This is a genomic window from Amycolatopsis regifaucium (genome assembly GCF_001613935.1).
Taxonomy (GTDB): Bacteria; Actinomycetota; Actinomycetes; order Mycobacteriales; family Pseudonocardiaceae; genus Amycolatopsis; species Amycolatopsis regifaucium.
In genome coordinates this window covers 307638-318796 of record NZ_LQCI01000003.1, presented here as the reverse complement: position 1 = coordinate 318796, position 11159 = coordinate 307638, and the positions used below count along the sequence as shown (strand labels likewise).

11 protein-coding genes and 1 tRNA gene are annotated in these 11159 nt (G+C 67.7%); 2 read left to right on the top strand and 10 right to left on the bottom strand.

Annotation, left to right across the window (positions count from 1 at the left end):
* Positions 1-94: 94 nt before the first annotated feature.
* From AVL48_RS05340 to AVL48_RS05330, 3 genes are all read right to left on the bottom strand, one after another.
* Complete coding sequence (locus AVL48_RS05340) at positions 95-1537, bottom strand: S1C family serine protease (RefSeq protein ID WP_061984824.1); 1443 nt, start codon at positions 1535-1537, stop codon at positions 95-97.
* Between the two features lie 72 nt (positions 1538-1609).
* Positions 1610-2692 (bottom strand): galactose-1-phosphate uridylyltransferase, encoded by a 1083-nt coding sequence (gene galT / locus AVL48_RS05335; RefSeq protein WP_061984822.1) that lies wholly within the window; start codon positions 2690-2692, stop codon positions 1610-1612.
* Complete coding sequence (locus AVL48_RS05330; RefSeq protein WP_061984820.1) at positions 2689-3489, bottom strand: DeoR/GlpR family DNA-binding transcription regulator; 801 nt, start codon at positions 3487-3489, stop codon at positions 2689-2691. Before AVL48_RS05330 ends, galT begins: the two co-directional genes overlap by 4 nt.
* A gap of 82 nt (positions 3490-3571) precedes the next feature.
* On the opposite strand from AVL48_RS05330, the gene AVL48_RS05325 reads away from it, so the two are divergent.
* Complete coding sequence (locus tag AVL48_RS05325; protein ID WP_061984818.1) at positions 3572-3955, top strand: VOC family protein; 384 nt, start codon at positions 3572-3574, stop codon at positions 3953-3955.
* Here the strand turns inward: AVL48_RS05325 and lspA are convergent.
* The 6 genes from lspA to AVL48_RS05295 all read right to left on the bottom strand — a co-directional run bounded on the left by lspA (position 3933) and on the right by AVL48_RS05295 (position 8395).
* Positions 3933-4451, bottom strand: a complete 519-nt coding sequence (lspA, locus tag AVL48_RS05320; RefSeq protein WP_061984816.1) for a signal peptidase II — start codon at positions 4449-4451, stop codon at positions 3933-3935. The genes AVL48_RS05325 and lspA overlap by 23 nt on opposite strands.
* Positions 4429-4929, bottom strand: coding sequence for a carboxymuconolactone decarboxylase family protein (locus tag AVL48_RS05315; RefSeq protein WP_061984814.1), 501 nt, complete (start codon positions 4927-4929; stop codon positions 4429-4431). Before AVL48_RS05315 ends, lspA begins: the two co-directional genes overlap by 23 nt.
* A complete protein-coding gene (locus AVL48_RS05310) occupies positions 4929-6353 on the bottom strand; it encodes a HAMP domain-containing sensor histidine kinase (RefSeq protein WP_061984813.1) in 1425 nt (474 codons plus the stop codon). Before AVL48_RS05310 ends, AVL48_RS05315 begins: the two co-directional genes overlap by 1 nt.
* Positions 6350-7042: a response regulator transcription factor gene (locus AVL48_RS05305; protein WP_061984811.1), complete on the bottom strand. Its 693-nt coding sequence runs from the start codon at positions 7040-7042 to the stop codon at positions 6350-6352. Before AVL48_RS05305 ends, AVL48_RS05310 begins: the two co-directional genes overlap by 4 nt.
* Positions 7043-7127: 85 nt before the next feature.
* Positions 7128-7742 (bottom strand): trimeric intracellular cation channel family protein, encoded by a 615-nt coding sequence (locus AVL48_RS05300; RefSeq protein ID WP_037317604.1) that lies wholly within the window; start codon positions 7740-7742, stop codon positions 7128-7130.
* Positions 7742-8395 (bottom strand): response regulator, encoded by a 654-nt coding sequence (locus tag AVL48_RS05295; RefSeq protein WP_061984808.1) that lies wholly within the window; start codon positions 8393-8395, stop codon positions 7742-7744. Before AVL48_RS05295 ends, AVL48_RS05300 begins: the two co-directional genes overlap by 1 nt.
* Before the next feature lie 355 nt (positions 8396-8750).
* Here AVL48_RS05295 and AVL48_RS05290 point away from each other — a divergent pair.
* Positions 8751-8823, top strand: a tRNA-Arg gene (locus AVL48_RS05290).
* Positions 8824-9310: 487 nt separating this feature from the next.
* Here the strand turns inward: AVL48_RS05290 and AVL48_RS05285 are convergent.
* Positions 9311-11050, bottom strand: a complete 1740-nt coding sequence (locus AVL48_RS05285; RefSeq protein ID WP_061984910.1) for a DNA/RNA helicase domain-containing protein — start codon at positions 11048-11050, stop codon at positions 9311-9313.
* Positions 11051-11159 lie beyond the last annotated feature (109 nt).

The following is an 11159-nucleotide window of genomic DNA, read 5'->3' as shown; positions in this document are numbered from 1 at the left end:
AGCCGGTCACGCGTGGCCTCTGGTTCCGGCCCGCTGGGGGTTCGAGCCGGGGTTTGGTCTCGGCCGCGCACTGCGGCCGAGCGTTGAGGGAGAGCTAGTTCGGGGTGACCGGCTGGCCGCCGAGGGTCACCTCGACCACCCTGTCACCGCTGAGGGTGAACTTGACCTTGTCGTTCGGTGCCCGCGTGCGGATCGCGGCGACGAGCGCGTCCGCGTCCGGGATCGGCCGGTCGTCCAGCTTCGTCACGACGTCGCCGGATTTGAGACCAGCCTTCTCCGCGGGGCTGCCGGGCGAGATCTCACCGAGCTGTGCTCCGCCTGTCGGCACTGTCTGTACCCGCGCGCCGATGAAGGTCTGCGTCGCCCGGCCGGTGTTGATGATGTCGTCGGCCGTGCGGCGCGCCTGGTCGATCGGGATGGCGAAGCCGATGCCGACGTTGCCGCCGCTCTCGCCGCCCTGGCTTTGCGCGGACTTCGGGCTGTAGATCGCCGAGTTGATCCCGATGACCTGGCCGGACATGTTCGCGAGCGGGCCGCCGGAGTTGCCGGGGTTGATCGCCGCGTCGGTCTGCACCGCCGACATCACCGTGGTCTGGTCACCGTTGCCACCGGCGCTCACCGGCCGGTTCAGCGCGCTGACGATGCCCGAGGTGACCGTGCCCGCGAGTTCGAACGGCGAACCGATGGCGACCACCGGCTGCCCGACCCGCAGGTCGTCGGACCGGCCCAGCTCCACCGGGGTCAGCCCGCTGACGCCGCTGACCTTCACCACGGCGATGTCCGTCGTGGGGTCGCGCCCGACGATCGTCGCCGCGCCCTTCTTGCCGTCCTGGAACACCGCCTGGATCTGCCCGCCGCCCGCGGCGACCTCGACGACGTGGTTGTTGGTCAGCACGTAGCCGTCGGTGCTGAGCACGAAGCCGGAGCCCTCACCCGCACCGGCCCGGCCGGAAACCTGCAGCTCGACCACGCTCGGCGACAGCTTCTGCGCCACCGACTCGACCGACCCCGCCGGGACGTTGCCCGTCTGCTGGGCGGGCTTCGGCGCGTCGAGCGCGTTGACGGAGTTGCCGCCGGAGGCGTCACCGGTCAGGTAGCCGACCGTGCCGCCCGCGACCCCGCCGACGACCAGCGCGATCGCCGCGACACCGGCGAGAAGCTTGCCCGAAGTGGACTTCGACGCCTGTCGCTGCTGCGGGACCGCGTAGACCGACGGGCCCGGCTGGGCGTGCTGCCCATAGGGCGTCTGCTGCCCCGGGATCTGATGTCCCTGGGTGTAGGTGCCCTGCGCCTGGTGCTCGGAGGTCGCCGCCTGCTGCGTCTGGGTCTGCTGCGCCTGGGGCGACCACGGGTTGTACTGCTGTTCCGTGGGGTAGGCCTGTCCACCTTGAGAAGCGGCGTGGCCGCCGAGGCCGGTCGCGTCAGGCGGCGAAGAGGCGGGCTGAGCCGCCCAGCTCGCGCTCTGTTCCGCGTCCGGCTGAGCGCCGGCGGGCCGCGCCTGCTCGGCGTTCTGGCCGCTGGGATCGTTCTCGGTCATGTCTCTACCTTGCGGGATGGTCCTGAGAGGTTCCTGAGCCGAAGCTGTGCGTCGCTCATGAGTATGGCCTCATCAGTGGGTGGCGCGCAGCCTCTCGGCGATCTGCTCGGGGGTGGCGTCGTTGATCCACACGGCCATCCCGGACTCCGAACCGGCCAGATACTTCAGCTTGTCCTTCGACCTCAGTACCGAGAACACCTCCAGGTACAGCCAGCCGAGTTCGCGATCGCGTTTGGCGGGCGCCTGGTTCCAGGCCGCGATGTAGGGCAGGGGCCGGTCGTAGAGCCCGTCGCAGCGACGAAGGACCTCGAGGTAGACGTCGGCGAACTCGTCACGCTCCTCGTCCGACAACGCCGGGATGTCGGGCAGCTGGCGATGCGGCACGATCTGGACCTGCACCGGCCAGCGCGCGGCGGGTGGCACGAACGCCGTCCAGTGCGCTCCCGCGACCACGACCCGGATGCCGGAGGCCCGCTCGGCGGCCAGCACGTCGCCCATCACCGGACGGCCGTGCTCGGCCTCGTACGCGCGGGCGACTTCCAGCGTCCTCTCGGTCTTCGGCGTGACGAACGGGTAGCCGTAGATCTGGCCGTGCGGATGGTGCAGCGTCACGCCGATCTCTTCACCGCGGTTCTCGAACGGGAAGACCTGTTCGACGCCGTCCATCGCGGACAGTTCGGCGGTGCGGTCGGCCCAGGCGTCGACGACCGCGCGGACCTGCTTGGCCGTCAGCCCGGCGAAAGAACCGTCGTGATCACTGGTGAAGCAGACGACCTCGCAGCGGCCGACCCCCGGCGCGATGGGCACGAGACCCGCCCCATCCACTGTGGACGAGTCGCCGATGACGTCGCGGGCGAAGGAGGGAAAGCGGTTCTCGAACACCGCGACGTCGTAGTCCGGCTCCGGGATCTCGCTGGGCTTCCCGGGTTTCGTCGGACACAACGGGCACAGGTCGGCAGGCGGTTTGTAGGTCCGCGTCTGCCGGTGCGCGGCCATCGCCACCCACTCGCCGGTCAGCGGATCGCGCCGGATCTCCGACGCCGCCGCGACCCGCGGCAGGGCACGGGTGTCTTCGGCGGTGCGCTCGGGCGCGCCGGGTGAGTCGAAGTAGATGATTTCCCGGCCGTCGGCCAGATGCCTTACCGTGCGTTTCACGCTTCTTCCGCCTCAGCCGTCTCCGCCGTTTCGGCGATCATCAGCTCACCCGCCTGTTCGGTGAGCGTTTCCCTTGCCTGGTCGGACAAACCGTCGTCCGAGACGACGACGTCGGCCTCTTCGAGCCCGGCGATGGTGGAGATCCCGACGATCCCCCATTTGGTGTGGTCGGCGAGCACGACCAGCCTGCGGCCCGCTTCGACCAGGGCGCGGTCGGTCTCGGATTCGGTGAGGTTCGGCGTGGTGAAGCCCGGGCCGTCGGCCATCCCGTGCACCCCGAGGAAGACGACGTCCAGGTGCAGCGAGCGCAGGCTCTGCACGGCGACCGGCCCGACCAGCGCGTCCGACGGGGTGCGGACACCGCCGGTGAGGACCACCGTGCGCTCCGGCTGACTGTCACCGCGCAGTACGTCGGCGACCTGGATGGAGTTGGTGACGATGGTCAGTCCCGGGATTCCGTCGAGCGCCCTGGCCAGCGTCCAGGTGGTGGTGCCGGCGGAGATGCCGATCGCGGTGCCCGGCCGGACCAGCCCGGCCGCGACGGCGGCGATGGCTTCCTTCTGCACGCGTTGACGGACGGATTTGGCCTCGAAACCGGGCTCGTCGGTGCTCTTGCCGACAATGGAGGTGGCCCCGCCGTAGACCTTCTCGACCAGGCCGCGACCGGCGAGCACGTCGAGGTCGCGGCGCACCGTCATGTCGGAGACACCGAGCTTCGTGACGAGGTCGCTGACCCGGACCGCCCCGGTCCGGCGCGCCTCTTCGAGGATCACCGCCTGTCGTTGCCGCGCGAGCACGCATCCTCCCTGAATCAACTGCACAAAATCCTACACGAATAAACATGGCGCGACGAGCAGGACCGCCTGCCAGCATGGGGCCATGGCCCTGCTTCGCGACGTCGTCTTCGACTGCCACCATCCGGCTTCGCTGGCCCGCTTCTGGGCGGCGGTACTCGACGGCTACGAAGTCGCAACCTACGACGAAGAAGAGCTCGATCGGCTTCGCTCACTGGGATTCTCTAGCCTAGAAGATGATCCTTCGGTGCTCGTCGAAGCACCGACGGGACCGCGGCTGTTCTTCAACCTGGTCCCCGAAGGGAAGGTCGCCAAGAACCGCGTGCACCTGGACTTGACCGGCGACGATGTCGAACGGCTCGTCGCACTGGGCGCGAAGGTGCTCACACAGCCCGAAGACGGGCTTGTCGTACTCGCCGACCCCGAAGGAAACGAGTTCTGCCTGGCTACTCCGACGCCGTCTGCTTGACACCGTCGATCGGCACATTGCGGAAGCTGAGCACGAACAGCGAAACCGCGCCGAAGAACAGCGCGATGTCCGCGACGTTCCCGACGAACCAGCCGTTGTAGTCGATGAAGTCGACGACGTGACCACGGGCGAAGCCCGGCTCACGGAACAGCCTGTCTCCCAGATGCGTCGTCGCGCCACCGAGCAGCAGCCCGAGCGAAATCGCCCAACCCGCCGAGCGGACCTTGCGCGAAATCCACAGGAGCGCGAGCACCGCGACGGCGGCCAGGATCGCGAAGATCCAGGTGGAACCGGCGCCCAGCGAGAAGGCCGCACCCGGGTTGTAAAGCAGCCGGAAGCGGATGAAGTCGCCGATCACCGGGATCGGCGCCCGGTCGGTCAGGGCGTCGACGGCCCACCACTTGGTCAGCTGATCGGCCGTCAGCAGCACCGCGGCCACCAGCAGTGTCCAAAGCAGACGGCGGGGCGGCGGCTCAGGCGCGTTCTCGGTGCTCATCACTCGTCAGGGTACGGGCGATGCCCAACGCGTTGAGCGCGGCGGGGAAACCCACGTAGACGGCGAGATGCAGGATCGCTTCGACAGCCTCTCCGAACTCACCCGCGTCCCGTGCTTCCCGGAGGACGTCGGCAAGCTCCGGCGCCACCCCGCCCTTCGCCGTGTACACCGCGATCCGCTGGAGGCGCCGGGTCGTTTCGTCGCCGGAGTCCAGGTCGCCGCCCACCTTCGCCACGGCGGTCCGATGGAACCGGAGTTGCGCCTCCGCGTACCCCAGGGCTTCCAGCGCCGCGACCGTCACCAGCTGCCGCTGCGCCAGCGAAAGTCCCGGACGCCGGTAGACGCCGCCGTAGACGAAAGCGACGGCCTCCGCGCCGAAGTCCGTCGCACCGACGCTTTCGAACAGCTCCAGCACGGCCGGGTCCTCGCCGCCGCCGAGCAGGCGCAGCAGTTCCAGTCCCTTGTCGTGATCACCCATCAGGCAGGGGCTCCCGGAAGTCGCAGGGTCATGAGCGCACCGCCCGCGGGAGCGCGTCCCGCGTAGACGTCGCCGCCGTGCCGCTGCGCGGCGTGCTGAACGATGGCGAGGCCGAGCCCCGAACCGGGCAACGTCCGGGCCTCGGACGAACGGTAGAAGCGGTCGAACACCTTCGGCAGGTCCTCGTCGGCGATCCCCGGCCCGGCGTCCTCGACCTCGAGCACCGCGGTGCCGTCGCCGACCGGGTACAGCCGGACCCCGACCGTCGAGCCCTCCGGCGAGAACTTGACCGCGTTGTCCAGCAGGTTCAGCACCGCGCGTTCCAGCGCGCTGGTGTCGCCGGTCAGCACCCACGGCTGCAGCGAAACGTCGAATTCGATCTCGCCCGCGCGGCGGCGCGCCCGGTCGAGCGCGCGCTCCACGACGTCGACCATCTCGACCCGCTCGTGCTCGATCCGCGGCTCGTCCTGGCGGGCGAGCTCGACGAGGTCGCCGATCAGCTGGGTCAGCTCGTCGAGCTGGCCGCGGATGTCGGCCTCGATGTCGCTGCGGTCCTCGTCGGACAGTGTCCGCGCACCGGGCCTGCTGGCGGACAGCAGGAGTTCCAGGTTCGTGCGAAGCGACGTCAGCGGGGTCCGGAGTTCGTGACCGGCGTCCGCGACGAGCTGCCGCTGCCGTTCCTGCGACTCGGCGACCGTGCCCAGCATCGTGTTGAAACTCTGGGTGAGGCGGGCGAGTTCGTCGTCGCCGCTGACCGGGATCGGCCGCAGGTCACCCGTGCTCGCGACGCGTTCCGCCGCCGACGTCAGCCTGTCGACCGGCCGCAAACCGGCTCTCGCGACGGCCGTCCCCGCCACCGCGGCGACCAGGATGCCGGCGCCACCGATCAGGAACAGGACCACCGAAAGCTCGTTCAGGGTGCGTTTGGTCGGGCCCAAAGATTGGGCGAGCACCATCGCCTGCCCGGGCCCCTGCGGGAGGGCGACGACCCGGCTGTCGGTCCTCGGGTCAGTGCGCAGCGAAAACGGCGAAGTCCCCGAAGCGACCGCGATCTCGTCCGCGCCGTAGGGCGGGCGGCTTCCGGACTGCGGATAGGTCAGCCGGATCTTCTCCCCGACCGTCAGCTGGCCGATCTGCAGGTCCGCGCTGGCCAGGAAGGCGCCGGGCACCTGCTGCAGCTCGGTCTGTACCTGCGGTGAGTCGACCGCGGCCTGCGCGCGGGCGAGCAGGTTGTCGTCGACCTGCTGGTAGAGGTTCTCCTTCACGACGAGATACGCGCCGAGCGACACCAACGCCACCGCGCCCGCCACCGAGGCGGCCGCGAGCAGCGTCACCCGGCCGCGGAGCGAGAAGCGCCGCGTGCCCCACCGGTCGCCGCGCGGATCCTTTTCGGACCCCTCGGCGACCTGGGCCGGATCGGTCACGGCGGGGTTTCCCTCAGCACGTACCCCACTCCCCTGACCGTGTGAATCAGCCTCGGTTCGTTCCCAGCCTCGGTCTTTCGGCGCAAGTAGCCGACGTAGACCTCCAGCGCGTTGCCCGACGTCGGGAAGTCGTATCCCCATACTTCCTCCAGGATCCTGCTGCGAGTCAGGACGTGTTTCGGGTAGGAGAGGAACAGCTCCAGCAGCGCGAATTCGGTCCTCGTGAGACTGATCTCCCGGCCCGCCCGGCGCACCTCACGCGTCCCCGGGTCCAAAGTGAGGTCCGCGAACGACAGAAGCTCGGCGTTCTGCCCCGCCTGCGGATCCGGGATGGCACGGCGCAGAAGCGCGCGAAGGCGAGCGAGGAGCTCTTCGAGCGCGAAGGGCTTCGGGAGATAGTCGTCGGCGCCGGCGTCGAGACCGGACACCCGGTCGGAGACGGTGTCCCGCGCGGTGAGGACGAGAATCGGCAGGTCGTCACCGGTGCTGCGCAACCGCCGGGCGACTTCCAGGCCGTCGAGCCGCGGCATCATCACGTCGAGGACCATCGCGTCGGGTCTGTTGGCGATGATCGCTTCCAGGGCCTGCGCACCGTCCCCGGCCAGTTCGACCTGGTAGCCGTTGAACTCAAGGGATCGCCTGAGTGATTCACGGACGGCCCTGTCGTCGTCCACTACGAGGATGCGCATGGCCACAGTCTTACGCAGCGTGCTGAGACTCGCCTAAGAACACACACAGAACAAACAAAGGAAATCCGGCAGTCCGCAAGACGTTTCAGCCGGTCTCGGGCCCTTTTGCAACGGGAGCGTTCCATCTGCGCCACAAAGCGAGCATGCGAACCCCCACGACGGCCGCGGCTGCTACGGCCGTCACCGGTCCCGGGGGCAGTCGCAGAGCGTGACCGATCACGACCAGCACGGCCCCCGCCAGAGCCGCGACCGCGTAGATCTCCTTCCGCAGCACGAGCGGGATTTCCCGCAGCAGAAGATCACGCACCGCGCCACCGCCGATACCCGTCGTCATCCCGATCAGGCACGCCGCGTAGGGAGTGGCGCCCGCGTTCAACGCGATCGTGGTGCCCGCCGTCGCGAACACCCCGAGCCCGAGCGCGTCGGCGAGGAGCACGCCACGCCGCAGCTTCGCGATCTGCGGATGGAAGACGAACACGACCAGCGCCGTCCCGCCACAGACCGCGAGGTACGGCCACGTCCGCAGGGTGGTCGGCGGCGTGATCCCGAGCAGGACGTCACGGATGATCCCGCCGCCGAGGGCCGTCGTGAGCCCCACGACGACCACTCCGAACACGTCCAACCTGGACCGCACCGCCGCGAGCGCACCCGAAGCCGCGAACGCGATCAAGCCGAGGAACTCGAGCGCGGTGAGGATCATTACTGGTCGAGCAGGCCACCGCGATAGGCCAGCAGCGCGGCCTGCACCCGGTTCGCCGCGCCGATCTTGGACAGGACAGCCGAGACGTAACCCTTGACCGTGGCCTCGGACAGATGAAGCCGCCCACCGATCTCCGCGTTGGACAGCCCCTGCCCGATCAGCCCGACCACCTCACGCTCCCGATCGGACAACGACGCGAGCAGCTTGCGCGCCGGCTGCGCGGCCCGCTGCTCGTCCCGATGCGACTGGACCATGCGCGCCGCGACCCCCGGATCCAGCACCGCGCCGCCCCTAGCGAGGTCCCTCACTGCCCGGAGGAGAGCCGCCGGGTCGATGTCTTTCAGCAGGAAGCCGTTGGCCCCGAGCCTGAGCGCGAGACTGACGTAATCGTCGATGTCGAACGTGGTCAACATGGCCACGGTCGGCGGATCCGGCAACGCGAGGATGGCCCTCAGCGCCCGGATACCGTCGTCAGGCGACCGCATCTTGATGTCGAGCAGTGCGACGTCAGGGTGGTACCGCCGGGCGACCTCGACCGCTGATCTCCCGTCGCTCGCCTCGCCCACGATCTCGATGTCGGCAGCGCCCGACATCATGGCACGCAGGCCCGAACGGACAAGTTCCTCGTCGTCGGCGAACATGAGCTTGATCAACTAAGCCCTCCGGCAGCCGGGGGAGCGTGGGTACCGCGTCCCGTTAACGAAGATTACCTACTGTTGTTCAGGGTTTCGAAACCAGACACGTACGAGTGACCCCTGCGGGTCATCTGTGTCGATCTAGGGCTCGATTCAGTCCCTGATTCGCTGCTGGAGAGTGTCGCTGCTCCTTGGCGGATCCGCAGGTCGAGTGTCACTAGACAGCCAGTGTCCGGGTTCGGCCTGCTCACGGGCCCGGGCTCGGCGCTCGCCTGAGCGCTACCGCCGTTCGGGTGCTCTGTCCTGCCGGTGTGACTGAGCCCTCGTGCTCGACCGGGGGCAGTCACCCGGTAAGCTGCGCGTGGCAGTACATGCCCTCGTAGCTCAGGGGATAGAGCACCGCTCTCCTAAAGCGGGTGTCGCAGGTTCGAATCCTGCCGGGGGCACTTCATCGACTTCATACGACATATTCCCTGCTGTTCGTATCCCCAAGTCCTCTCATATCCGGCTTAGACCGTGGAGGCGAACAGCATGAGGGGCTACTTCTTCGGCGACCGTGAAACCTCTCACCCGGGCGACCGCGAGGCGTGACCCACTCCTCGCCTGCCCCTGCCTCGCATCTGATTCGGTGCGAGGTTCGCCGGTACCCCGGAACAGCTCGCCGATGACGTCGCTGCCTGGCAGCGAGTGGGGGTGGACGGCATCAATCTGCACTATGTGGTGCTTCCACCAGTTTCGCCGAGTTCATCGACCACGTCGGGCCCGTGCTGCAAGGCCGGGCCTGATGCGGCGGGAGTACACCGACATCACGACGGTGACCTTCGCCAGTTGGTCGCCCGCGACGCTGATAGCCTCACCGAGCCACAGAGCCTGGAATTCTCCCCCTTCCGGGCAGCCTGACACGGTCGGCCGCCCCAGCCTCGGCCATCTCGGCTATCTCGCGAACTTCCGCAGGAAATCGTTCGTCTCATCGTCCTTCGAGTAGACGCAGACCCCTTGCATGCCACGCGTCATGAGCACCTTGTAGGTGTTCCGTACCAATCGGTCGAATTTCGGCGCTTCGGCGTCCTTCACGGAACGATCGAAAGAAAACTCTCGACGGGCGGCCCATTTCCCGCCGCGGATGACCAGATCGTCCCCGAAAATGACACCGGCCCAGTCGTATTCGAAGCCCTGAGCGGTGTAGATGCACCCCACCTGCCCGAATCCCTCGGGCTCCGAGGCCCACAAAGAAGCCGACGGAACTCCGGGAACCTCGAATCCTCGCTTGGTGTTCCACGGACGGCGCCATCCATCGATCTGAACGTCGTCGACCAGCCGCAGCTCTCCGTCGACCTCGATCGGATCGCGCCAATCCCAGCAGAAGCCGGCTGCCATCCTCGCCGTGCCTGAGAAGGTCTTCGCCTGCCGGAGAAGCCAGTTCTCCAGTTCATATGGCGATCCGACCGAGTCGACCACGTATTCGTCTTCGCTTCCCTCGACCAGCTCCGACCAGGCCACCGGCGGCCCCGACCCGAGGCCCAGCAGGCGGACCACCCATTCGTCGAAGCTCGCCGACCCACCACACCGGTACTGGCCGTCGAGGCTGATCTCGATCACATCGCATCCCTTGATGTCGGCGATGGCGAGAATGTCACCCTTGGTCCCGATCTCCCCTGGACGCACCACTTGGTGTTCGTCCAGCAGGAAGAGCGGCACCTTGGCCACCTCGATCAATTCGTCGATCTGACTCCGTACCCGCCCGTGCAGCCGGGCCGGCATACCTCGGACACGGTGGGCCTCATCGCAGATCAGCACGTCCAGTGCGTTCGCCGGAGCGGAACCGAACTCGTTGAAGTATTTGAAGATCTCGCCGTATCGCTCGTCGTCGCCGGTCACCTTCTCCCGCAAGGTTTCGGTGAAGGCTTTCGAACCGGTCGCGTGCAGTGCCTTTCGCTTCTGCCTCGCGAGGGCGGCCAGGAGCGTCACCGCGATAGCGCTCTTGCCGGATCCCGGGCCCCCACTGACGACGACGACCTTCTTCCGTTTGTTCCCGTCGCCGGACTCCGCGTCCGCGACCGCGTCGAGCACCGTCTTGTAAGCGACCTGCTGCTCATCGAGCAGAACGAAGTCGTCCCTCGCGAAGAAGGCGTCCGCGGCTGTCTTGAGCAGGTTCCGAGCCGGTGCCGGCGGCGCGGAGATCAACTCGTGAGCCGCCGCCATCGCGGCGTCGGCAGTGCGAGGATCCGTGTCGAGTACCGACCACAGATCGGCCAGTAGATCTCCTTGCAGGTCTGACGTGTAGAGCTGGCCGAAATCGTCGAACTCGAAATCGTCCAGCGTCCAGTCTTTGCCCCGTACGGCGTTGTGCAGAAACGCGATCCCCTTGACCTGACCGGGAACTCGGGCGAAGGCGGGGATGAAGTCGAGCAACTGGCGGCAGTACCGCCTGATCTGTTCAGCAGGATGCAGGTAAGGCTGACGCCTTCCGCCGCGAACCCTTACCAGGCCGGCGCCCACCGTCTTCGCGTCACTCCATTGCTTCAGTTCGACGAGTACGTAGGAAGGCCTCTTGGTTTCCGGGTGGACTCCGCAGAGGATGGCGTCCACACGTTTCGGACTGTACGGAAGCCGGTATTCGAGCAAGACCTGGACATGCCCCAGGCCGGCGCCGCACAACAGATCGGCGAGCACCGGAAGACTCCGGCGCCATGAACCGACTTCACCACGCTGTTCCGACGCCTTGTAGGTGACTCCTGTATGTCGGGCCAATTCCAGGAGAATGCGTTCGTGCTGAAGTTCT